This window comes from Microbacterium sp. LTA6 (assembly GCF_045690355.1).
GTDB lineage: Bacteria > Actinomycetota > Actinomycetes > Actinomycetales > Microbacteriaceae > Microbacterium.
Map to the genome: position 1 here is coordinate 83,955 of NZ_CP147855.1, position 23,687 is coordinate 107,641.

The 23,687-nt window shown below is 67.5% G+C and carries 20 protein-coding genes and 1 riboswitch; of the genes, 16 read left to right on the forward strand and 4 right to left on the reverse strand.

From position 1 onward, the window contains the following. Positions 1 to 9: 9 nt before the first annotated feature. Positions 10 to 1,380, forward strand: a complete 1,371-nt coding sequence (gene gdhA / locus LTA6_RS00445; protein WP_341975468.1) for an NADP-specific glutamate dehydrogenase — start codon at positions 10 to 12, stop codon at positions 1,378 to 1,380. Between the two features lie 99 nt (positions 1,381 to 1,479). Here the strand turns inward: gdhA and LTA6_RS00450 are convergent, their stop codons facing one another. Both LTA6_RS00450 and mfd read right to left on the reverse strand, forming a co-directional pair. Further along, positions 1,480 to 2,082, reverse strand: coding sequence for a gamma carbonic anhydrase family protein (locus LTA6_RS00450; RefSeq protein WP_341975469.1), 603 nt, complete (start codon positions 2,080 to 2,082; stop codon positions 1,480 to 1,482). Between the two features lie 65 nt (positions 2,083 to 2,147). Beyond that, entirely contained in the window at positions 2,148 to 5,723 is a 3,576-nt protein-coding gene (gene mfd, locus LTA6_RS00455) for a transcription-repair coupling factor (RefSeq protein ID WP_407358418.1), read from the reverse strand. Between the two features lie 123 nt (positions 5,724 to 5,846). Between mfd and LTA6_RS00460 the strand changes: the two genes are divergently transcribed. From LTA6_RS00460 to LTA6_RS00495, 8 genes are all read left to right on the forward strand, one after another. Continuing rightward, complete coding sequence (locus LTA6_RS00460) at positions 5,847 to 6,293, forward strand: hypothetical protein (protein WP_341975471.1); 447 nt, start codon at positions 5,847 to 5,849, stop codon at positions 6,291 to 6,293. Further along, entirely contained in the window at positions 6,290 to 6,586 is a 297-nt protein-coding gene (locus tag LTA6_RS00465; RefSeq protein WP_341975472.1) for a transcriptional regulator, read from the forward strand. The genes LTA6_RS00460 and LTA6_RS00465 overlap by 4 nt, the downstream gene beginning before the upstream one ends. A gap of 127 nt (positions 6,587 to 6,713) precedes the next feature. Further along, positions 6,714 to 7,577 carry a DNA-formamidopyrimidine glycosylase family protein gene (locus LTA6_RS00470; RefSeq protein WP_341975473.1) on the forward strand — a complete coding sequence of 288 codons (864 nt, stop codon included), beginning with the start codon at positions 6,714 to 6,716 and terminating at the stop codon, positions 7,575 to 7,577. A gap of 54 nt (positions 7,578 to 7,631) precedes the next feature. Then, positions 7,632 to 7,776, forward strand: a riboswitch (FMN riboswitch). 50 nt (positions 7,777 to 7,826) lie between these two features. Next, positions 7,827 to 8,879 (forward strand): bifunctional diaminohydroxyphosphoribosylaminopyrimidine deaminase/5-amino-6-(5-phosphoribosylamino)uracil reductase RibD, encoded by a 1,053-nt coding sequence (gene ribD / locus LTA6_RS00475; protein WP_341975474.1) that lies wholly within the window; start codon positions 7,827 to 7,829, stop codon positions 8,877 to 8,879. Next, on the forward strand, positions 8,879 to 9,508 hold the full coding sequence (locus LTA6_RS00480) for a riboflavin synthase (RefSeq protein WP_341975475.1): 630 nt from the start codon (positions 8,879 to 8,881) through the stop codon (positions 9,506 to 9,508). Before ribD ends, LTA6_RS00480 begins: the two co-directional genes overlap by 1 nt. Then, positions 9,505 to 10,773: a GTP cyclohydrolase II gene (gene ribA / locus LTA6_RS00485; RefSeq protein WP_341975476.1), complete on the forward strand. Its 1,269-nt coding sequence runs from the start codon at positions 9,505 to 9,507 to the stop codon at positions 10,771 to 10,773. The genes LTA6_RS00480 and ribA overlap by 4 nt, the downstream gene beginning before the upstream one ends. After that, complete coding sequence (ribH, locus tag LTA6_RS00490; RefSeq protein WP_341975477.1) at positions 10,770 to 11,243, forward strand: 6,7-dimethyl-8-ribityllumazine synthase; 474 nt, start codon at positions 10,770 to 10,772, stop codon at positions 11,241 to 11,243. Before ribA ends, ribH begins: the two co-directional genes overlap by 4 nt. 55 nt (positions 11,244 to 11,298) lie before the next feature. Continuing rightward, positions 11,299 to 11,652: a Fe-S protein gene (locus LTA6_RS00495; RefSeq protein WP_341975478.1), complete on the forward strand. Its 354-nt coding sequence runs from the start codon at positions 11,299 to 11,301 to the stop codon at positions 11,650 to 11,652. Between the two features lie 3 nt (positions 11,653 to 11,655). Here LTA6_RS00495 and LTA6_RS00500 read toward each other — a convergent pair whose 3' ends face one another. Continuing rightward, complete coding sequence (locus tag LTA6_RS00500) at positions 11,656 to 12,642, reverse strand: LacI family DNA-binding transcriptional regulator (RefSeq protein ID WP_341978491.1); 987 nt, start codon at positions 12,640 to 12,642, stop codon at positions 11,656 to 11,658. A 158-nt stretch (positions 12,643 to 12,800) separates the two neighbouring features. Between LTA6_RS00500 and LTA6_RS00505 the strand changes: the two genes are divergently transcribed. From LTA6_RS00505 to LTA6_RS00535, 7 genes are all read left to right on the forward strand, one after another. Further along, complete coding sequence (locus tag LTA6_RS00505; RefSeq protein ID WP_341975479.1) at positions 12,801 to 13,718, forward strand: sugar ABC transporter permease; 918 nt, start codon at positions 12,801 to 12,803, stop codon at positions 13,716 to 13,718. A gap of 46 nt (positions 13,719 to 13,764) precedes the next feature. Next, a complete protein-coding gene (locus LTA6_RS00510; protein WP_341978494.1) occupies positions 13,765 to 14,610 on the forward strand; it encodes a carbohydrate ABC transporter permease in 846 nt (281 codons plus the stop codon). 65 nt (positions 14,611 to 14,675) lie between these two features. Next, entirely contained in the window at positions 14,676 to 16,034 is a 1,359-nt protein-coding gene (locus tag LTA6_RS00515; RefSeq protein WP_341975480.1) for a sugar ABC transporter substrate-binding protein, read from the forward strand. A 63-nt stretch (positions 16,035 to 16,097) separates the two neighbouring features. Beyond that, on the forward strand, positions 16,098 to 17,834 hold the full coding sequence (locus LTA6_RS00520) for a beta-galactosidase family protein (RefSeq protein ID WP_341975481.1): 1,737 nt from the start codon (positions 16,098 to 16,100) through the stop codon (positions 17,832 to 17,834). Positions 17,835 to 17,918: 84 nt separating this feature from the next. Then, positions 17,919 to 19,379: an MFS transporter gene (locus LTA6_RS00525; protein WP_341975482.1), complete on the forward strand. Its 1,461-nt coding sequence runs from the start codon at positions 17,919 to 17,921 to the stop codon at positions 19,377 to 19,379. Positions 19,380 to 19,518: 139 nt separating this feature from the next. Beyond that, the gene (locus tag LTA6_RS00530) at positions 19,519 to 19,725 is read left to right on the forward strand and encodes an AsnC family protein (protein ID WP_341975483.1); all 207 of its coding nucleotides are present in this window, start codon (positions 19,519 to 19,521) and stop codon (positions 19,723 to 19,725) included. Positions 19,726 to 19,799: 74 nt separating this feature from the next. Next, a complete protein-coding gene (locus LTA6_RS00535) occupies positions 19,800 to 21,686 on the forward strand; it encodes an ABC transporter ATP-binding protein (protein WP_407358419.1) in 1,887 nt (628 codons plus the stop codon). A 123-nt stretch (positions 21,687 to 21,809) separates the two neighbouring features. On the opposite strand, the gene LTA6_RS00540 is transcribed toward LTA6_RS00535, so the two are convergent. Then, positions 21,810 to 23,672 carry a phosphoenolpyruvate carboxykinase (GTP) gene (locus LTA6_RS00540; protein WP_341975485.1) on the reverse strand — a complete coding sequence of 621 codons (1,863 nt, stop codon included), beginning with the start codon at positions 23,670 to 23,672 and terminating at the stop codon, positions 21,810 to 21,812. Between the last annotated feature and the right edge of the window lie 15 nt (positions 23,673 to 23,687).

The following is a 23,687-nucleotide window of genomic DNA, read 5'->3' on the forward strand; positions in this document are numbered from 1 at the left end:
GCTTTCCGCGTGACCGAAACCACCCCCGCCGTTTTCCATCCGCTCGCCGCACCGGTGCAGCCCGTGTTCGAAACGGTGCTCTCCCGGAGCCCGCACGAGCCCGAATTCCATCAGGCCGTGCACGAAGTGCTGCAGTCGATCGCGCCCGTTCTCGAACACCACCCGGAGTACATCGACGGTGGGATCCTCGAGCGTCTGGTCGAACCGGAGCGTCAGATCATGTTCCGGGTGCCGTGGGTCGACGACGCCGGTCGCCTCCACGTGAACCGTGGCTACCGCATCCAGTTCTCGTCCGTGCTCGGCCCGTACAAGGGCGGCTTGCGCTTTCATCCCTCGGTGAACCTGTCGATCATCAAGTTCCTCGGGTTCGAGCAGATCTTCAAGAACGCGCTCACCGGTCAGGGCATCGGCGGCGGCAAGGGCGGCTCGGACTTCGACCCGCACGGCCGGTCGGATGCCGAGGTCATGCGCTTCTGCCAGTCGTTCATGAACGAGCTCTACCGGCACCTCGGTGAACACACCGATGTGCCCGCAGGAGACATCGGCGTCGGCGGGCGCGAGATCGGCTACCTGTTCGGTCAGTACCGCAAGGTCACCAACCGCCACGAGTCGGGAATGTTCACCGGCAAGGGCAAGGGCTGGGGTGGCGCCGAAGTACGCACCGAGGCCACCGGCTACGGCGCCGCGTTCTTCGCCCAGGAGATGCTCGCCGTGCACGGCGAATCGTTCGAGGGCAAGCGAGTGGGCGTCTCCGGCTCGGGCAACGTCGCGATCTACGCGATCGAGAAGGCCACGCAGCTCGGCGCGACCGCGGTCACGGCATCCGACTCCTCCGGCTACGTCGTCGACGATGCCGGAATCGACCTGGCACTGCTCCGCCAGCTCAAGGAGGTCGAGCGCGCCAGGATCGTGGAGTACGCGAAGCGGCGGCCCAGCGCCCGTTTCATCGAGAACGGCAGCGTCTGGGAGGTGCCCGTCGACATTGCGATCCCTTCTGCCACCCAGAATGAGATCAGCGCGGCGGATGCCGAGGCCCTGATCGCGAACGGAGTGCGCGCCGTCTCCGAGGGTGCCAACATGCCGTGCGTACCCGACGCGGTCGACCGCTTCCAGAAGGCGGGGGTGCTGTTCGCGCCCGGTAAGGCGGCGAACGCCGGCGGGGTCGCGACCTCGGCTCTGGAGATGAGTCAGAACGCATCCCGCCAGCGCTGGAGCTTCGCCGACAGCGAGAACCGGCTGCGCGAGATCATGGGCGACATCCACGGCGCCGCGTTCGAGGCGGCCGAGCGATTCGGCGCGCCGGGCGACTACGTCGCCGGAGCCAACATCGCCGGCTTCGAGCGCGTTGCGAACGCGATGCTCGCGCAGGGCGTCATCTGAGACGCGCGCCGATCGCACGAACGCGCTTCGATCGCAGCAATCGCCGGATTCTCTGCGATCGAAGCGCTCTTCTGCGATCCGCGCGGAGAGCGGATGCCGCTACTCGGTGATCTCGCGATCGTCGGCATGGCGGGCGAGGGAGCGTCCGTACCGCTCCGTGAGCTGCACCATGACGTCGGGGGTGTCCCGGTCGACCCCGAACACGTAGCCGGGGAAGTCGAGCTCGCGCTGTGCGGCGGCGATCTCCTCGTGCCGGTCCGGAGACAGCACCTGGACCGGATCCCCGACCGCCACCCAGCCGATCGGCACCACCGCGTCCTCCGGAAGCACCGTGCGCAGGTGCACGACCGCGTTGATCCGCACTTCCGCGCGGTCCCCGATGTGCGCGCCGTTGAACACCCTGGTGCCGGTGGCGAGGAACACCTCGTCACCGATGACTGCTCCGGAGACGGATGCCCCGGGTCCGATGAGCACGTGATCGCCGACGTGCACGGGATTCGCCGAGCTCGCGCGCACGATCGCGTTCTCCATCACGATGACGTTCTCGCCGAGGGTGATCGGTCCGCCCTCCGCGGTGATCACGGCGCCGTGCAGCACCTGGCAGTCGGCGCCGATCGTCACGTCGCCGGAGATCACGGCGGTGGGAGCGATGACGGCGGTGTCATGGATCCGGGGCTGGGCCCCGAGGTGCTCGTACAACATGACGTCAGACTAGTCGTCCGGGTGCCGCTGCGCGCGGCATCCGGGTGGGAAAAATGCTCCCCGCGCTACTCGGCCTTGACCGGCTCCGGGAAGATCGCCGTGAACAGCTGGGCGACCCAGGCCAGCAACTCTGCATCCTCCAGTGGTTCGACCCCGACGCCGATCGACGAAGCGACCGTCGGCATCGGAACGACCAGCGCCTCTCCCCCGGCGACGAGCTTGGCCTTCGGATAGAGGCGCTGCAGGCGCACCTTCATGGAGTCCTCGAGGCGGGCGGGTGCGATCCGCAGATTCGACCCCATCACCACGACATCCGTCAGGCCCACCCGCGCGGCGCGTCGACGCAGACGCGCGACCGCGAGCAGCCCCGCGACCTCGGCCGGGGGTGTGCCGTAGCGATCGGTGAGCTCTTCGATGACGAGGTCGATCGCGTCGTCCTTCGTCGTCGCTGTGGAGGCGGCAGAGAGCTTCTGGTACGCCTCCAGGCGCAGCCGTTCGCTGTCGATGTAGTCCTCGGGGATCCGGGCATCCAGCGGCAGCTCGAGCCTCAGCTCCGCTCCGGTCTCGACCTCTTCCCCGCGGAAGGTCGCGACTGCTTCGCCGATCATCCGCAGGTACAGATCGAAACCGACGCCCGCGATGTGCCCGGCCTGCTGAGCGCCGAGGAGGTTACCCGCACCGCGCAGCTCGAGATCCTTCAGCGCCACCTGCATGCCCGAGCCGAGGTCGTTGTTCACCGCGATCGTCTGCAGTCGGTCGGCCGCGGTCTCGGAGAGCGGCTTCATCTCGTCATAGAGGAAGTAGGCGTAGGCCCGCTCGCGCCCTCGGCCGACTCGTCCGCGCAGCTGATGCAGCTGCGAGAGTCCGTATTTGTCGGCCCGATCGATGATGATCGTGTTCGCGTTCGAGATGTCGAGGCCGGTCTCGACGATCGTCGTGCATACGAGCACATCGAACTTCCGCTCCCAGAAATCGTCGACGACCTGCTCCAGCTGATGCTCCCCCAGTTGCCCGTGAGCGACGGCGATCCGCGCCTCGGGTACGAGTTCGGCGAGTTGCGCCGCGACCCGCTGAATCGACTGGACGCGGTTGTGCACGAAGAAGATCTGGCCCTCGCGGAGGATCTCGCGGCGGATGGCCGCCGTGATCTGCTTGTCGCTGCGTGGTCCGACGAACGAGAGGATCGGATGCCGATCCTCCGGCGGGGTCTGCAGGGTCGACATCTCGCGGATGCCGGTCACCGCCATCTCGAGCGTCCTCGGGATCGGCGTCGCGCTCATGGCGAGGATGTCGACGTTGGTCTTCATCTTCTTCAGCGCGTCCTTGTGCTCGACACCGAAGCGCTGCTCCTCGTCGATGATCATCAGCCCCAGATCCTTGAAGATGATCTGGTCCGTGAGGATGCGATGGGTGCCGATCACCATGTCGACCGACCCCTCGAGCAACCCCTGGAGAGTGAGCCGGGCCTCTTTGTCGGTCTGGAATCGCGACAGCGGACGCACTTTCACCGGGAACCCGGCGAAGCGCTCGGTGAACGTCTCCAGATGCTGCTTGACCAGCAGGGTCGTCGGCACGAGCATCGCGACCTGCTTGCCGTCCTGGATCGCCTTGAACGCGGCACGCACCGCGACTTCGGTCTTTCCGAAGCCGACATCGCCGGAGAGCAGTCGATCCATCGGAATCGGCCGTTCCATGTCGGCCTTGATCTCGTCGATGGTCTGCAGCTGGTCCGGCGTCTCCGCGAACGGGAACGCCTCTTCGAGTTCGCGCTGCCACGGGGTGTCCGGTCCGAACGCGTAGCCCTTCGCGCTCATCCGCGCCGAGTACAGCTTGACGAGCTCGACGGCGATGTCGCGGACCGCCTTGCGGGCCTTGCCCTTCGCCTGTGCCCAGTCGCTGCCGCCCATCTTCGAGAGCGTCGGTGCTTCGCCACCGACGTACTTCGAGAGCAGATCGAGCTGGTCGGTGGGCACGAACAGCTTGTCGCCGGGGTAGCCGCGCTTGGAGGGCGCATACTCCAGCACGAGATAGTCGCGGATCGACTTGGTCGCGTTGCGGCCGCCGGTCGACACTTCGCGCTTCGTCATCTCGACGAAGCGTCCGATGCCGTGGGTGCCGTGCACGACGAAATCGCCGGTCTTCAGCTGCAGCGGGTCGACGACGTTCTTGCGGCGGGATGCGAGCTTCTTGACGACCCGCTGGTCGCCGCCGATCGTGCGCCCGTAGAACTCGTTGTCGGTGAGGACGGCGAGTTTCGCCTGCGGAATCTGGAATCCGGCCTCGACCGATCCCGTGACGAGCGTCGCGATCCCCGCATCCGGGAGGTCGCCCAGGTCTTCCACCACGCGCGCGGCGATGCCCCGATCCGCGAGCACGTCGCGGGCGCGATCGACGAGGCCGTGACCTGCGGCGATGACGACCACGCGCCAGCCGTCTCCGACCAGCGCCTGCACGAAATCGATCGCGCCGTCGACGTTGCCGTGGAAGGAGGGGATGACGGAGGCGTCGAGGTTCGCCGCCTCATCGTCGCCCTCGCCCAGGCCGATGCCGAACGGGCTGAGCCGCCACCACACGCCGCCGCGCTCGCGCACGACCTCGCGCAACTGCGCGACGGTGAGGAAGTCACCGGCCCCCAGATCGATCGGAGCGGACGCTCCGGATGTCGCCGCGCTCCAGGCGGCATCGAGGAACTCGCGGTTGGTGTCGCCCAGGGTGATCGCCCGCGCGGTGGAGCGTTCCGGGTCGACGATCGCCGTGGCGCTTCCGGCCGGCAGGTACTCGGCGAGCGATTTCAAGGGACCTGCGACGGCAGGCAGGAGCGATTCCATGCCCTCGACCGGGATGCCCTCGGCCATCTTCTCGAGCATGCCCGCGATCGCCGGGAAGCCGCCGATGAGCGCACGTGCCCGGTCGCGGACATCAGCGGTGAGCAGCAGTTCGCGGCTGGGCGGCAGATCGACCCCGGCGACGTCACCGGGGAGGGACCGCTGATCGGCGATCGAGAACGCCCGGATCTGATCGATCTCGTCGCCGAAGAACTCGACGCGGAAAGGATGCTCCGACGTGGGCGGGAACACATCGAGGATGCCGCCGCGGACGGCGAACTCGCCGCGTCGAGACACCATGTCGACGCGCGAGTACGCACGTTCGACGAGTTGCTCGGCGACGACCTCGAGATCGTTGCGGCGGGTCCCGACGCGGAGTTCGAGCGGGGCGATCTCACCGAGATTTCCCGCGATCGGCTGCAGAGCCGCCCGCACCGAGGCGACGACGATGAGCGGACGCTCGCCGGACCAATCGGCGATGCGACGAAGGGTCTGCAGGCGCTGCCCCACCGTGTCGGGGCTGGGGCTCAGACGCTCATGCGGCAGGGTCTCCCATGCGGGGAAGGTGAGCACATCGGCATCCGGCATATAGGCGCCGAGCGCCAGGGAAAGGCTCTCCACGCGCCGGCCGGTCGGCGCGACGACGAGCAGCGCCGCCGGATGCCCGGCATCTCGCCGCCGTTCGAGGAGGCCGGCGAGCGTCGGCGCGTCCAAGCCATCGACGAGGCCGAGGTCCGCATCGGTCTGCGCCCAGGTGAGGGCGTCACGATAAAGGGTCGCCTCTTCCAAGGCGCGCAGAATCCCCGGAACAGTCACCGGACAAGCCTAGCCGCGGCCGACGACACTGGGCCGCGATGTCGCACGCGGTACGACCGGAAGATGGCGCGCTCGTTCCCCACACGCTTGTTTTCCATGATGGAAAGTGTGAAACTTTCCATCATGGAAACAGAAGGTCATCCCTCCGCAGGCGATCTCGGCTCGATAGCCGAGGCGCGCGCGTCGATCGTTCGGCGCATCCGCACTCCACGCTGGTACTTCTGGTTGGTCGGCGCACTCGTCGCCCTCCTCGTTCTCATCGTCGGCCTCGGAACGGGCACGTGGTGGTTCCTGCCCGCGATTCTCGGCGTGCTCGTGGCCGACCTGGCCGTGATCGGCGCGCACCGCCGAGTGACGGGCACCTCTGTGCCTGGCCGGGCATGGCCTGCGTGGCTCTGGGCGTGGGCAGCGGTACTCGCCGCCTTGCCGGTGCTCGCGGCCGCGGCGCTGCACCTCGCGGAACGCCCCTCCTGGACCATCCTCCTCACCGCCCTCGCCGGAGGCATCGCCGCCGGCCTCGGCTCTGCCATCCTCAATCGCCGGTGGGAAGCGTCTCGGGTCACACCGTGACGGAGCCGCAGTTCGATGAGATCGTGCACGCGCCGCAGCGTCTGCGCATCCTCGCGATGCTCGATGCGATCCCTGGCGAGGTCGAGTTCGCGGCGCTTCGGGATGCGCTCGGCGTCGCCGACTCTGTCGTGAGCAAGCATCTGAAGGTTCTCGCCGAGGCGGATTATGTGTCGATCCACAAGGCCGCGACGTTCGGCAGGCAACGCACATGGGTCAGACTGACCGCGCGGGGAGGTGGCGCCTACGCGGCGCACGTCGCCGCGCTCCGCGCGATCGTGTCGCCGGAAAGCTGAGCGCGCAGGCGCCAGGACCCGAGGATCCCCGGTGGGCGAGCGACCCGGCCCAGTCCTTATGGGCCCCAGGATGCCGAGGGCGCACAGACCGGGTGACAGTGTCGGATGCCGATGACAAGATGAATCCATGCCGGAGATGCCGGAAGTCCAGGGCCTGACCGATTTCCTCGGCGAGCGCGCCGTCGGGCGCACGATCTCTCGCGCGACCGTCTCCGCGATCTCCGCGCTGAAGACCTACGATCCGCCGATCACCGCGCTGCAGAATGCCGAGATCACCGCATCCACGCGCCTGGGCAAGTTCGTCGTGCTGTCCTGTGCAGGCGACCTGCATCTCGCCTTCCACCTCGCCAAGGCCGGCTGGTTGCGCTGGTACGAGACCGTGCCCACCACGCTGATCAGGCCGGGGAAGTCGCCGATCGCGTTGCGCGTCGCGCTCGACGACGGCAGCGGCTTCGACCTCACCGAAGCCGGCACGAAGAAGTCGCTCGCCGTGTACGTGGTGCGCGACCCGCAAGACGTTCCGGGGATCGCTCGACTCGGACCCGACCCCCTCGATCCGAGCTTCACCCTCGACGTCTTCGCAGGGCTGCTCGAGGGTCGCCGGACACAGATCAAAGGACTGCTGCGAGACCAGTCGGTCATCGCCGGCATCGGCAACGCCTACTCCGACGAGATCCTGCATGCGGCTCGTATGTCGCCATACGCCAACGCCGGGAAGCTGAATGCCGAAGAGGTCGAACGCCTCTTCGCAGCGATGCAGACCACTCTGCGGGATGCGGTGGCCGAAGCATCCGGAAAACCACCGGCCGACCTCAAGGACGCCAAACGTCGAGGCATGCAGGTGCACGCCCGCAGGGGCGAGACATGCCCCGTCTGCGGAGACACCGTGCGCAGTGTGTTCTTCGCCGACCGCTCACTCGAGTACTGCCCCACGTGCCAGACCGGCGGCAAGCCTCTGGCCGACCGCCGACTGTCACGACTGCTGAAATGACCGCGATACCGGGAATGAAATCCATTCAGACGCGTTGACTACACTCAGAGCAACAACGTGCTCCGGGGTCGGTGAGAATCCGAACCGGCGGTGACAGTCCGCGAGCGTCGAGGGAAACCGAGGCGCTGACCCGGTGAAATTCCGGGACCGACGGTGATGCGAGGGAGACCTCGCTAGTCCGGATGGGAGGCAGCACGAGGCGCCAGCGCGTCTTCTGCCACCCCCGGAGCCTCATCGAAGGACAGACGGATGGCAGTGAACGAGGCAGAACGCACGGCGATGAGTCGCGCGCTCGAACTCGCCTCCCTCGGCCCCCGCGGCGCGAACCCGCAGGTCGGCGCCGTCATCCTCTCCCCCACAGGCGAAGTCCTCGCCGAGGGCTGGCACCACGGCGCGGGCACGCCGCACGCCGAGGTCGATGCCCTCTCCCATCTCGCACCCGGTGCCGCTCGCGGAGCGACCGCTGTCGTCACGCTCGAACCCTGCAACCACACCGGGCGCACCGGCCCCTGCTCCGTCGCCCTCATCGAGGCGGGCATCTCCCGTGTCGTCTACGCCGCAGCCGATCCCGGCGCCGAATCCGGCGGTGGAGCGGAGAGACTTCGCGACGCCGGTGTGTCTGTGGATGCCGGTGAGCAGGCCGATGCCGCTCGCGATCTCATCGCCGACTGGCTGACCGCTCAGCGACTCGGACGGCCGCAGATCACGGTGAAGTGGGCGCAGAGCCTCGACGGGCGTGCCGCCGCCGATGACGGCACGAGTCAATGGATCACGGGCTCTGCCGCCCGCGCCGACGTGCACCGGCGACGTTCCGAGGCCGACGCGATCGTGGTCGGCACCGGCACGGTCATCGCCGACGACCCCGCCCTCACCGCGCGCATCGGCGAGACGCTCCACCCGAACCAGCCGGTCCCCGTCGTCATCGGCTCACGCACCACTCCGGCAGACGCCGCACTGCGCCGCCACCCGCACCAGCCCCTGTTCTACGACACCAGGGATCTGCACGCCGTCGTCGCAGATCTGCATGCCCGCGGCATCCAGAAAGTGTTCATCGAGGGCGGACCGACGCTCGCCAGCGCGTTCATCGCGGCCGACCTGGTCGATCAGGTTCTCGTCTACCTCGCACCGGTGCTGCTCGGCGGCCATCGCCTCGCGCTCACCGACATCGCCGTCCCGACGATCGCCGCGGCTCGTCGCCTGACGATCGACGAGTGGTTGCCGCTCGGCGCCGACGTGCTGGCGGTCGGTCACCCGACGCCATCCTCCGGCGAGGACAAGAACGAGAACGAAGGAGCCAGCTGATGTTCACCGGAATCATCGAAGAGATCGGCGAGATCACCGCCATCGCACCGGCCGGCGACGGCTGGAGACTGACCGTTCGGGCTCCGAAGGCAGCTGCGGACGCGGTGCACGGCGAGTCGATCGCCGTCTCCGGCGTGTGCCTCACCGTCGTGGGATCGACGGCAGAGACGTTCGACACCGACGTGATGAAGCAGACGCTCGACGTCGCCGCGATCGGCGGAGCAACGGTCGGGACCCGCGTCAACATCGAGAAGGCGATGCCGGTCGGCGCGCGACTCGGCGGACACATCGTTCAAGGGCACGTCGACGGAACGGGCGTCGTGCTCGAGGTGCGCCCCGGCGCCCAGTGGAGCGTGCTGCGGATCAGCCTCCCCGCCGATCTCGCGCCGCTCGTCGTCGACAAGGGGTCGATCTCCGTCGACGGCACCTCTCTCACCGTGAGCGCGGTCAGCTCGCCCCCGACGCCCGAAGCCTGGTTCGAGGTCTCCCTCATCCCGGAGACCCTCGTCGCGACCACACTCGGCTCGCGCGCGGTCGGCGACCGCGTCAATCTCGAAACCGACATCCTCGCCCGGCACGTCGAGCGCCTGCTCGCCTTCCGGTCTGCACAGGAAGGAGGCTCGCGATGAGCCTTGCCACCATCCCCGAGGCGCTCAACGCGCTGCGCGCCGGACGCCCCGTCCTCGTCGCCGACGATGAGAACCGCGAGAACGAGGGCGACGTCATCCTCTCAGCCGAACTCGCCACCCCGGAATGGGTGGCGTGGACGGTGCGCTGGTCGTCGGGCTTCATCTGCGCGCCGATGCCCGCGGATCTCGCAGACAGCCTGAACCTGCAGCCGATGGTGGAGTCCAATGAGGACTCCCGCTCCACCGCGTACACGGTGAGTGTGGATGCCGCGGAAGGCGTGACGACCGGCATCAGCGCTTCGGATCGGGCGCACACGCTGAACGTGCTCGCGAATCCGGCGTCGACGCCGACCAGCATCATCCGCCCCGGTCACGTCCTGCCGCTCCGCGCCGTCGACGGCGGCGTGCGCGAGCGCAGCGGTCACACCGAGGCCGCCGTCGAACTGATGCGCCTCGCCGGGCTCCGTCCGGTCGGCGCCATCGCCGAGGTCGTCGCCGAGGACGGCAGCATGATGCGCATGCCGGGACTGATCGAGCTCGGCGAACGCGACGGCATCCCGGTGATCACGATCGAGCAGCTCATCGCGTATCTCAACGAACACGACCCGCGAGACGAGGTGGCGCACAAACGCAAGAGCCGTCGCGTCAGCCTGCGCGCCGATGCCACCGTCCCGACCACTCACGGCACGTTCCGCTTCCTCGCGTACAAGGACCGCGTGACCGGCACCGACCACATCGCCGTCGTCTCGGGCGAACCGACCGAGACGGCGCTGGTGCGCGTGCACTCCGAGTGCCTGACCGGAGAGGCCTTCGGCTCCCTGAAGTGCGAGTGCGGTCCTCAGCTGGATGCCGCACTCGACGAGATCGACGAGCACGGCGGCGTCGTGATCTACATGCGCGGCCACGAGGGGCGCGGCATCGGCCTCATCAACAAGCTGCGCGCCTACAGCCTGCAGGAAGAGGGGCTCGACACCGTCGACGCCAACCTCGCCCTCGGCCTCCCCGCCGATGCCCGCGAGTACGCGGCGGCGGCCGGCATCCTCAGCGATCTGGGCATCTCGAAGGTGCGTCTGCTGACGAACAACACCGACAAGGTCACGCAGCTCCGTGAGCTCGGACTCGACGTCATCGAACAGGTCCCCCTGATCGTCGGCGTCGGCCCGAACAACCACCAGTACCTGGAGACCAAGCGCGATCGCATGGGTCACATCATCGGCGAGGCGGACCTCGCAGAGGCTCTCGCGAACGGAAAGGGCAATTCATGAGCGGCGCAGGAGCACCGGCCACCGACAACATCGACGGACGCGGACTGAACGTCGTCATCATCGCCGGCACCTGGCATGAGGTCATCAGCGAGGCCCTCATCGTCGGCGCTGAACGTGTGCTGAACGACGCCAAGGCATCGCACCGCCTCGTGCGCGTACCCGGTTCGTTCGAGTTGGCCGTCGCCGCACAGGCCGCCTTCGCCGGCGGAGCCGACGCCGTCGTCGCCCTCGGCGTGATCATCCGCGGTGGCACCCCGCACTTCGAGTACGTGTCTGCAGCCACGACCGACGGGCTCACCCGCGTCTCGCTGGATGCCGGCAAGCCGGTCGGTTTCGGCGTGCTGACCCTCGATGATGAGCAGCAGGGACTCGACCGCGCCGGCCTCGAGGGCTCGAAGGAGGACAAGGGCGCTGAAGCTGCGGATGCTGCGCTGCGCACCGCCCTCGTCATCCGCGAACTGCGCGGCTGAATCTGAGGCTCACCTATCTGGCGGCGGATGAGTCCGCTGGCGTACGGTGAGGGGCATGGAGACCCTGCGCCTGATCGTCCTGCTCGTCCACCTCATCGGCTTCGCCGTCCTCTTCGGATCGTGGGCCGTGGAGGCCTTCGGCGGCAAGCGGCAGATCACGAAGATGATGGACTACGGCCTGGCGATCGCTGGACTCGCCGGTCTGGCGTTGGCGGCTCCGTGGGGCCTCGATCATGACCTGAACTACGTCAAGATCGGCGTGAAGTTCGGCATCCTGGTCGTCGTCGGGGCACTGGTCGGCATCGGCTACGGACGTCAGAAGCGCGGCAAGGCCGTGCCCGCGGCGATGTTCTGGCTCATCGGCATCCTCACAGTGACCAACGCCGCCCTCGCTCTGCTCTGGCGTTGACCCTCAGCTCTTCCGCGGCGGCGCCGTGCTCTCCCTGACGATGAGCTCGGTGCCGACAAGGGAGGTCTGAGGGCGCTCCCCGCTGTCGAGCTCGGCGAGGAGCGTATCGACCGCCAGCGCACCGACGCGCTCGGGATGCTGCTGCACGGTCGTCAGCGGAGGCCACAGCTGTGCGGCATCCGGCAGTCCGTCGAAGCCGACCACGCTGACGTCGCCGGGGATGTCGAGTCCGATCTCGCGGAACGCACGTACGACGCCGATCGCCATCTGGTCGTTCGCGGCAAAGACCGCGGTCACACCCTCGATGTCACGCAGCTGCACCCCCGCCTGATAGCCGGATGCCGCCGTCCAGTCACCGGGGAGCGCGTCGGGCACGACCCGCCCTCGTGATTCGAGCGTCGACCGCCAGGAATCCCGGCGGCGCTCGGCGGAGTACGATTTCGTCGGCCCGGTGACATGCCACACCGTCTCATGTCCGAGGTCGAGCAGATGTTCCGTCGCCAACCGGGCGCCCTGCGCCTGATCGGTGTCGACGAACGGATGACTCGTGCCGCGGTTCGAATCGACGAGCACCACCGGCAGCCCGTTGGGGATCTCGACGTCCGCCTCATCGAGCTGATGGGCCTCGATCACGATGATGATGCCGTCGACGGCGTGCTCTTCTATTCGGCGGAACGCGCCGGCCACGGTCTCCTGCGCGTTCGATTCCACGGGGATCAACGTGAGCGCGTAGCCCATCTGCGCAGCCCTGACCGCGATCGCGTCGAGCGTTCGCTGGTTGCCGTACGAGTTGAACGAGAACATGATCACGCCGATCGCCCGGAAGCGCCCGGAGCGCAGCGCCCTGGCTGCACTGTTCGGGCGGTAGCCGAGTCGCTGCATCGCGTCTTCGACCCGAACGCGAGTGGCCGCGCCGACGTAGCCGCGCGCGTTGACGACCCGCGAAACGGTCTGACCGGACACCCCGGCCTCGCGCGCCACGTCCTCCATGGACGGCTCTCGACGCCGCAGCTGCGGCTCGTCCGGAGTCTCCGTTGTCACCATCGACCACCCATCCTGTGTTGACGTTGACACACTAGCATTCCATCGCGTATGTTGACGTTGACACACGGCGCACCAGGCGCCCCGATTCAGAGAAGGTCTCGTCGATGACGACTGATATCACCGCAGCCCTCGGAGCGCCCGGCCTCCGACGCCGCGAGAAGCTCGACTGGAAGGGCTGGGCATTCGTCGGGCCGTTCATGGTCGTGTTCACCCTGGTGTTCCTCACCCCGCTCGCCTACGCGCTCTACCTCAGCTTCTTCCAGGAGAAGCTGATCGGCGGCACCGCATTCGTCGGCTTCGAGAACTACGCTCGTGCCCTCACCGACCCCCAGTTCTGGGAGTCGTTCGGCCGCGTCGTGCTGTTCCTCGTCGTGCAGGTGCCGATCATGCTCGCCCTCGCGCTCGGCGCCGCGCTCGCGCTCGACAGTGCGCGACTGCGCGGAGCATCCTTCTTCCGCATCCTGATCTTCCTGCCCTATGCCGTCCCCGCCGTCGTCGCAGTCCTGATGTGGGGCTACATCTACGGCGATCAGTTCGGGCTCACCGCCAACGTCAACGACTTCCTCGGATTCGAGGCGCTCACACCGTTCGCCAAGGAATGGATGCTGCTCTCGATCGGCAACATCGTCACCTGGGAGTTCGTGGGCTACAACATGCTCATCTTCTACTCCTCGCTGAAGACGATCCCCACCGACATGTACGAGGCGGCCTCCCTCGACGGCGCCGGCGCCTGGCGCACGATCTTCTCGATCAAGATCCCGTCGGTACGCGGAGCGCTCGTGATCGCCACGATCTTCTCGATCATCGGCAGCTTCCAGCTCTTCAACGAGCCGAACATCCTGCGCCCGCTCGCCCCGAACGTGATCACCACGTTCTTCACGCCCAACATGTACGCGTACAACCTCTCGTTCGCCGGGCAGCAGTTCAACTACGCCGCGACGATCGCCATCATCATGGGCGTCATCACGGCCGTGATCGCCTACGTCGTGCAGCTGCGCGGCTCGAAGTCGGAGGTGCGCTGAAATGGCCATCGCCCTTGCCCGCCCCCCACGCAAGCGCCACGACGCGATGAACCCGCGCTCGTCCAAGACGCTGCTTCTCGTGATGGTCATCTACGCGCTGTACACCCTCGTGCCGCTGATCTGGTTGCTGTTCAGCGCGACCAAGACCCAGGCCGGCCTCTTCAGCTCGTTCGGGCTGTGGTTCGCTGACGACTTCGCGTTCTTCGACAACCTCGCCGCGACGTTCGCCTACCGCGACGGCATCTTCCTGCGCTGGCTCGGCAACACCCTCCTGTACGTCGTCGTCGGCGCCGGCGGTGCGACACTGCTCGCGACGATGGCGGGCTACGGACTCGCCAAGTACCGCTTCCCCGGCCGCCGTGCGGTCTTCGCGATCGTGCTCGGCGCGGTCGCGGTCCCCGGTACGGCACTGGCGGTCCCGACGTTCCTGCTCTTCAGCGAGCTCGGCCTCACGAACACCCCCTGGGCCGTCATCATCCCGTCACTGATCAGCCCGTTCGGGCTGTATCTGATCTGGGTGTTCGCCACCGAGTCGATCCCCACCGAGCTGCTCGAGGCAGCGCGCATCGACGGCGCCGGAGAGTTCCGCACCTTCTTCACGATCTCGATGAGGCTGCTCGCTCCCGGCATCGTGACGGTCGCCCTCTTCACGGTCGTCGCGACCTGGAACAACTACTTCCTGCCCCTGATCATGCTCTCCGACCCGGCCTGGTACCCCCTCACCGTCGGCCTGAACCAGTGGAGCGCCCAGGCCATCGGTGCCGGATCCCAGCCGATCTACAACCTGGTGATCATGGGATCCCTCCTCACGATCATCCCGATCGTCATCGCGTTCCTGCTGCTGCAGCGTTTCTGGCAGTCAGGACTCACCGCGGGAAGCGTCAAGCAGTAGCGCCGCTCCCCTGCACCAAAACGGCGGCCCACCGAAGGGCCGTACCCTCCCGAAAGGACACAGCAATGAAGCACCTCCCTTCCCCCGCTGCCCGACGCGCTCTTGCAGCGCTCGCAGCGGGAACCGTAGCGGCGCTGGCGCTCGCCGGTTGCAGCGCGGGCACCGATAACGGCAACGGCAGCACCGGCGGCGACGGCTCATTCGATTCCGTCGAGGCGGCGCTCGAGACCGGCGGCGAGATCACCTACTGGTCCTGGACCCCCTCTGCGGAGGCACAGGTCAAGGCGTTCCAGAAGGAGTACCCGAACGTCAAGGTGAACCTCGTCAACGCGGGTACCAACAACGAGGAGTACACCAAGCTGCAGAACGCGATCAAGGCGGGCTCCGGCGCGCCTGACGTCGTGCAGATCGAGTACTACGCCTTCCCGCAGTTCGCGCTCACCGACGCGTTCGCCGATCTGTCGCAGTACGGCTTCGCCGACTTCGAGGACGACTACACCGCCTCCACCTGGAACTCCGTCACCGACGGCGACGCGATCTACGGCCTGCCGCAGGACTCCGGCCCCATGGCACTGTTCTACAACAAGGCCGTCTTCGACGCCGCTGGCGTCGCCGTACCGACCACCTGGGACGAGTACTACGAGGCCGCCAAGACGATCCACGCCGCCAACCCGTCCGCGTACATCACCAACGACATCGGCGACGCGGGCTTCGCGACCTCGATGATCTGGCAGGCCGGCGGACAGCCGTTCCAGACGTCGGGCACCGACGTCACGCTCGACCTGGCGGACGCCGGAACCAAGAAGTGGACCGAGAACTGGAACCGCCTCGTCGAGGAAGATCTCCTGGCTCCCTACGGCAGCTGGAGCGACGAGTGGTTCCGCGCCCTCGGCGACGGCAGCCTCGCGACCCTGGTGATCGGAGCCTGGATGCCGGGCAACCTCATCTCCGGAGCCCCCGACGGCGCCGGAGACTGGCGGGTCGCACCGATGCCGACCTACGACGGCACCGCAGCAAGCGCTGAGAACGGTGGCGGCGGCCAGGCTGTCACGTCGCAGAGCAAGAACCCGGAGCTCGCAGCCGGCTTCCTGTGGTGGCTGAACAACTCCGAGGAGAGCATCTCGATCTTCCTCGAGAGCGGCGGCTTCCCGTCGACGACGGCCGAACTGTCCAGCGAGGAGTTCCTCAGCGACGCACCCGAGTACTTCGGCGGCCAGAAGATCAACGAAGTTCTCGCCGGGGCTGCAGACGACGTGGTCGAGGACTGGAGCTACCTGCCCTACCAGGTCTACGCGAACAGCATCTTCGGCGACACCGTCGGTCAGTCGTACCAGAACGGCACCGACCTGAACGAGGGTCTCGCCGCCTGGCAGGATGCGCTCGCCGAATACGGCAACGCGCAGGGCTTCACCGTCAACAAGTAACCTCCGAACCGGGCGGGCGGGATTCGATCCCGCCCGCCCCACCATGATCGAAAGCACTACAACGTGACCTCCTTCTCCATCGGCGAGTCCGACTTCCTCCGTGACGGCCGGCCCCACCGCGTGATCTCCGGCGCCCTCCACTACTTCCGCGTGCACCCGGATCAGTGGCAGGACCGCATCCGCAAGGCGCGGTTGATGGGTCTCAACACGATCGAGACCTACGTCGCGTGGAACGCTCACGAGCCGCGACGAGGGGAATGGGACGCGAGCGGCTGGAACGATCTCGGCCGGTTCCTCGACCTCGTGCATGCCGAGGGCATGGATGCCATCGTGCGCCCCGGTCCCTACATCTGCGCGGAATGGCACAACGGCGGGCTGCCGACCTGGCTCACCGGAGCGGGCCGCGAGCTGCGCTCCTCCGAGCCGGCATATCTCGCCGAAGTCAGCGCTTACCTGCGCCGCGTGTATGAGATCGTCGCCCCGCGCCAGATCGATCACGGCGGACCCGTGGTGCTCGTGCAGATCGAGAACGAGTACGGAGCGTACGGTTCCGACAAGGCTTACCTCGAGGCGCTCGTCGAGGTCACCCGGGACGCCGGCATCACCGTTCCGCTCACCACAGTCGACCAGCCCATCGACCAGATGCTCGACGATGGCAGCCTTCCCGGCCTTCATCGGACCGGCTCGTTCGGCTCACGCAGCAACGAGCGCCTGGCGACCCTTCGCAGGCACCAGCCGACCGGCCCGCTGATGTGCTCCGAGTTCTGGGACGGCTGGTTCGACTGGTGGGGCGGTGTGCACCACACCACCGATGTGGCCGTCGCCGCGGAAGAGCTCGATGCTCTCCTCGCCGCCGGAGCCTCGGTGAACATCTACATGGTCCACGGCGGCACGAACTTCGGCCTCACGAACGGCGCGAATCACAAAGGCCGTTACCTTCCGCTGGCCACGTCGTACGACTACGACGCTCCCCTCGACGAGGCGGGCAACCCCACCGCGAAGTTCTTCGCGTTCCGTGACGTGATAGAGAAGTACGCCCCCGTGCCGGATGACCTGCCCGAACAGCCCGCAGCGGCACCGGTGTTCACCGTGCCGCTCACCCCATCGGGCGCGTGGACCGATGCCACGGCATCCGCTGCGCCCACCGACGCCCCGGCGACCTTCGACGACCTGAATCACCTCAGCTCCCTCATCCGCTATGACATCGATCTGCCGGACTCCGCGGGTGGCGTGCTCCGGATCGACGGCGTCCGCGACATCGGCTGGGTCAGCGTCGACGGCCAGAACGTCGGAACCCTCTCGCGGATGCGTCACGACCGGGCGATCTCGATTCCTGCCGGGCACACCCTCAGCATCCTCGTCGAGGATCAGGGTCGCGTGAACTACGGCCAGCGCCTCGGCGAGGAGAAGGGCCTGATCGGCACCCCGACTCTCGACGATGTGCCGCTGCATGGCTGGCGCGCAACGCCACTCGATGTCGCGAGCATCGCTGCCGACGTCGCCGAACGCGCAGGAGAGGCTCCCGCCGTCGCCGGAGCCAACGCATGGACGAGCGAGTTCACGCTGGAATCCTCTTCGGATCTGTTCCTGGACATCTCATGCTGGGGCAAGGGCTACGCGTTCGTGAACGGCTTCTTCCTCGGCCGCTACTGGCGCAACGGACCGCAGCGCACGATGTACGTCCCGTCGCCGGCGACGAAGGCCGGCACGAACCGGCTGGTCGTTCTCGAACTCGACCAGCTGCTCGCGCCGCGCGCTGGTTTCGTCGCGGAGCTCTCTCTGGGCGACACGGAGGAATGACGCGCGCCGGGTTCGCACAGCTGACGTTCAGGAAGGCGTAAACTCCCACGTGCTCCGCACGGAGCGACGATCGGAGGAGCACTCTTGAGCACTGCAACAGCGCCCGCGAACCCGCGCTCACGGGTCATCACGGCGAGTCTGGTCGGCACGACCATCGAGTTCTACGACTTCTACGCCTACGCGACGGCAGCCGTGCTCGTGTTCCCCGTGCTGTTCTTCCCGACCGGGAACGACACCACATCCCTTCTTGCCTCGTTCGCGGTGTTCGGCGCCGCGATGGTGGCGCGCCCGATCGGCGCGATGGTCTTCGGACATTTCGGCGACAAGTTCGGTCGCAAGGCGACGCTCGTCGCCTCCCTGCTCACGATGGGCATCGCGACTTTCATCATCGGGCTGCTCCCGACGTTCCAGCAGATCGGCTGGGTCGCAGCTCTTCTGCTGCTGATTCTGCGCCTGGCGCAGGGATTCGCGCTCGGCGGCGAATGGTCGGGCGCGGCGCTGGTCGCCACCGAGAACGCGCCGAAGGGCAAACGCGCCTGGTACGGCACCTTCCCCCAGCTCGGCGCACCGCTGGGATTCATCATCGCCAACGGGATCTTCCTCGCCATCAACTGGCTGTTGCCGCACGGTGAGAATCCGGCGCTGAAGTCCGAAGCCTTCCTCGCATGGGGCTGGCGGATCCCGTTCCTCTTCTCCGCCGTCATGGTCATCATCGGCCTGTGGGTGCGTCTGAAGCTCGTGGAATCCGAGACCTTCACGAAGGCGACCGAGAAGGGCGCGATCCGCAAACTCCCGCTCGCCACCGTCTTCCGGCACCACTGGTGGCACCTCATCCTCGGCACATTCATCATGCTGGCCACGTACGTGCTGTTCTACCTGATGACGAACTTCACCCTCAGCTACGGCACCAAGGCGGCTTCGCTCGACACGGCATCCGCCGCAGCCCAAGCCGCCGCCGAGGCAGCGGGCAAGGACTTCGACGCCGCCGCGTTCGCCGATCAGTTCTATCCCGGACTCGGATTCGGCTATACCGACTTCGTGCTGATGCAGATCGTGGGTGTGGTGTTCTTCGGTATCTTCACGCTCGTCAGCGGTCCGCTCGCCGATCGGATCGGCCGCCGCAAACTCCTGCTGGGCGTCACAGGTGCGATCGTGCTCTTCGGACTCACGTTCAACTTCTTCCTCCTGCCGCAGGCGACACCGGCCCTCACCGCAACGATGACGCAGATCTTCCTCATCGTCGGCTTCCTGCTGATGGGTGCGACCTTCGGGCCGATGGGGGCCATGCTGCCCGAGCTCTTCCCCACGAACGTCCGCTACACCGGCTCAGCGATCTCCTACAACGTCTCGTCGATCCTCGGTGCCGCGGTGGCGCCGATCATCGCCGTCGCCCTGTGGGCCGCAGCCGGCGGTGAGCCGTGGCTGGTCGGCTTCTACCTGTCGGCGATGGCCGTGTTGACGTTCATCGCGCTGATCTTCGCGCCGGAGACGAAGGACATCGACTACGAGGAGGACCTCGGGCTCGCTGCCGCGGTCGAGCTGTAGCTCCCCGTTCCCTTCAAGGAGCGCAAAGGGCTGCATTTCGTCGCGAAATGCAGCCCTTTGCGCTCTTTGAGACACGTGAAGTCAACCTCTGTTGACAAAAGCTCCTGAGTCAACAAGTATTGACGCAGGAGGTCCACTCATGACTTTGCAGACCGCGATCGCACAGGAAGACGGGGGCGAGCCCCTGGCCGAACTGCATCGGCTCGCCGGCGCCCGGCAGGAGATCGCGCGCAGCGAGGAAGCCCAGGTGCGCCGCGCGCGCAATGCGGGGTACTCCTGGCAGGCGATCGCGAGCGCGCTCGGCGTGACGAAACAGGCTGCGCACCGCAAGTACGGCCGAAGCTGACCACTCAGCCGACCCACAGAATCCGTCTTCACAGGAAGTACGGTCGAAGTACCCCTTCTAGATCGAGGTCCCGAATGTCCCGCACGGCGACGCCACGCCGACGCGGAAGCGGCGCGCAGCCGGATGGTCCGCGCGCCACGTTCCGCCAGCTTCTCCCCTTCCTCTTCGAGCACAAGCGCACTCTCGTCGTCGTCGCGGTGCTGAGTGTGGTGGGAGCCGCGACCTCACTCGCGCAACCCCTCCTCGTCGGCCAGGTCATCGAGGCGGTGCAGTCCCAGCGCGGCCTGGGGATCCTTGTCTGGGTGCTCGTCGGGCTCGTGGTCGTGTCGTCGGTCATCTCCGGCTACCAGCACTATCTCCTGCAGCGCACCGGCACGGCCGTTGTCCTGTCGAGCCGCCGAAAGCTCATCGCCCGCATCCTGCACTTGCCGATCAGCGAGTTCGATGCCCGCCGAACGGGCGACCTCGTCTCGCGCGTCGGCACCGACACGACACTGCTCTACGCCGTGCTCACGCAGGGGCTGGCGGACGCCGTCGGCAGCGCCATCCTGTTCCTCGGCGCCCTCATCGCCATGCTCATCATCGACCCGATCCTCCTCCTGCTGATCGTGGTGGTGATCGGCGTCAGCGTCGTGGTCGTCACCGTCCTCAGCGGACGCATCCGCACTGCATCCACCGCGCAGCAGGAGAAGGTGGGCGAGCTCGCCTCCGGCGTGGAGCGCGCCGTGGGATCGATCCGCACCATCCGCGCCTCCGGTGCCACCGAGCGCGAGACCACCGCTGTGTCGCACCTCGCCACCGACGCCTACGGGCTCGGCGTGAAGATCGCGAAGATCTCGTCGCTCGTCGTCCCGATCGCCGGCATCGCGCTGCAGCTGTCTCTGCTCGTGGTTCTCGGCGTGGGCGGGTTCCGTGTCGCGGCGGGCACGATCACGATCGCTTCGCTCATCACGTTCATCATGTTCCTGTTCATGCTGGTGATGCCGCTCGCCTCCACATTCGGCGCGATCACCTCGGTGAATCAAGCCCTCGGTGCCCTGGGCCGCATCCAGGAGGTTCTGGACCTGCCGACCGAGGAGCAGGACGACGCGCTGGCTGCGGCACCCATTTCCCGTTCCGGGTCCGACGTGGACGCTCCCGCTGTGGAGTTCCGCGATGTGCGCTTCCAGTACCCCGAGAACGTCGTCGCCGCACGTCAGGCCGCCGCCCTCGCCGCACACACTCTCCTCGCCGACGCGCATCTGGAGCGTGCGGACGACGCGAGCGCTCCGGCTCCGGCGCGGGAGGTTCTCCGCGGAGTCTCCTTCGCAGTGCCGCGCGGGGCGCGCGTCGCACTCGTCGGGCCGAGCGGCGCCGGCAAGAGCACCATCCTCTCCCTCCTCGAGCGGTTCTACGATCCGACCGGCGGCTCCATCCGTCTGCACGGCCATGACGCCCGCACGTATCCTCGCGACGAGCTGCGCGCGCACTTCGGCTACGTGGAGCAGGATGCCCCGACGCTCGCCGGCACCCTGGCCGACAATCTGCGGCTCGCCGCTCCGGCGGCATCCGACGCCGACTGCGAGCGCGTGCTGCACGCGGTGAACCTCGGCGACGTGCTCGAGCGGAGCCCTCTGGGCCTCGAGGCGCCCGTCGGCGAGGACGGCGTGATGCTGTCCGGCGGCGAACGTCAGCGCCTCGCCATCGCGCGGGCGCTGCTCACCGAGGCACCGATCCTGCTGCTGGATGAATCGACCTCGTCACTGGACGGCGTCAACGAACGGCGGATGCGAGAGGCCATCGACGCCGTCGCCTCCGACCGCACGCTCATCGTGATCGCGCACCGCCTGTCGACCGTCGTCGACAGCGACCTCATCATCGTGCTGCAGGACGGGGCGGTGGTGGGTCAGGGGACGCACACCGAGCTCGTCGAGTCCACACCGCTCTACCGCGACCTCGCCAGGCATCAACTGCTGGCATGAGCGACGGCGGAACGCCGGAGACCACTCAGCCATGGGCTGTCTCCGCCATTCCGCCGTCGCTGGTTCGGCACCCTGCGGGCGCCTGGGGTGCCGGATCCCCCGAACCGGCACCTTGTCTGGGTGCTACGCCTTGGCGAGGCGGTAGCGCAGCGACGCGAGCTCGGCGCGCAGCGCGGCCGGCAGCTTGTCGCCGAAGGTGTCGAAGAACTCCTCCGTCAGGTCGGCCTCGGCGAGCCAGGCCGCCGAGTCGATCGAGAACAGCTCGTCGAGATCCGCCTGCGCGATGTCGAGTCCGTCCAGGTTGAGGTCCTCCACCCGCGGCAGTCGACCGATCGGGCTGTCCACCGCCGGCACCTCGCCCGCGACGCGACGGATGATCCAGTCGATGACGCGCGAGTTGTCGCCGAATCCGGGCCACAGGAACCGGCCGTCGGAGCCGCGGCGGAACCAGTTCACCTGGAAGATACGCGGCGCCCGGTCGAAGCGCAGGCTGCGGCCGACCTTGAGCCAGTGCGCGAAGTAGTCGCCCATGTTGTAGCCGCAGAACGGCAGCATCGCGAACGGATCGCGACGCAGTTCTCCGAGCGTGCCCTCGGCCGCTGCCGTGCGCTCCGACGAGATGGTCGACCCGAGGAACACCCCGTGCGTCCAGTCGGTCGCTTCGACCACGAGCGGGACGTTGGTGGCACGACGACCACCGAAGAGGATCACGTCGAGCGGCACCGCCTGCTCCCAGTCCTCGGAGATCTGCGGGCACTGCGCGGCCGAGACGGTGAACCGCGAGTTCGGGTGCGCAGCAGGGCGACCCGATTCGGGCGTCCACGGGTTGCCCTCCCAGTCGATGAGTTCGGCCGGCGCCTCATCGGTGAGCCCCTCCCACCAGACATCGCCGTCCGGGCGGAGCGCGACGTTCGTGAAGAGCGTGTTGCCCCACAGCGTCTCGACAGCCGTGACGTTCGTCGACTCACCCGTGCCCGGCGCAACCCCGAAGAAGCCTGCCTCCGGGTTGATGGCCCACATCCGCCCGTCCTCACCGGGGCGGATCCAGGCGATGTCGTCGCCGAGCGTCTCGACCTTCCAGCCCGGAATCGTCGGGCGCAGCATCGCCAGGTTCGTCTTGCCGCATGCCGACGGGAACGCCGCGGCGACGTGGTACGCCTTGCCCTGCGGGTCGATCACCCGGATCAGCAGCATGTGCTCGGCGAGCCAGCCCTCATCCCGCGCGATCACCGAGGCGATGCGCAGGGCGAAGCACTTCTTCGCGAGGATGGCGTTTCCGCCGTAGCCCGAGCCGAACGAGTAGACCTCGAGCGTGTCCGGGAAGTGCACGATGTACTTCTCGTCGTTGCACGGCCACTCGACGTCCGCCTCACCCTCGGCGAGCGGGGCGCCGACCGTGTGCACCGTCTTCACCCACGGCGCGCCCTCGGCGATCCGGCGGGTGACGGCATCGCCGACGCGCGTCATGATGCCGATGGATGCCACGGCGTATGCGCTGTCGGTGATCTGGACGCCGATGTGCGAGAGCGGTCCGCCGACGGGGCCCATCGAGAACGGGACGACGTACATCGTGCGGCCCCGCATCGAACCCTCGAAGAGGCCGGTCATGGTCTGGCGCATCTCGGCTGGGTCGGCCCAGTTGTTCGTGGGGCCGGCGTCTTCCTCGCGCTCGGAGGCGATGAAGGTGCGCCCCTCGGTGCGGGCGACGTCGCTCGGGTGCGAGCGGGCGAGGTAGGAACCGGGGCGCCACTCGGGGTTGAGCTTGATGAGCTTGCCCTCGCTGACGAGACCGCGCAGGAGCCAGTCGTTCTCGGCTCGCGATCCGTCGACCCAGTGCACGTTCGCGGGCTGGGTGAGTGCGCGGATCTCTTCGACCCATGCGGCTAGCTCGGCCATTGCAGGGGTGTCATAGCTCGGTGCCGTTCCGAACGTGCGCGCGGGTGCGACGGCAGAGGTACGAGGGGTGAAGACTTCGGCGATGGCCATGACTGCTCCTTTGAA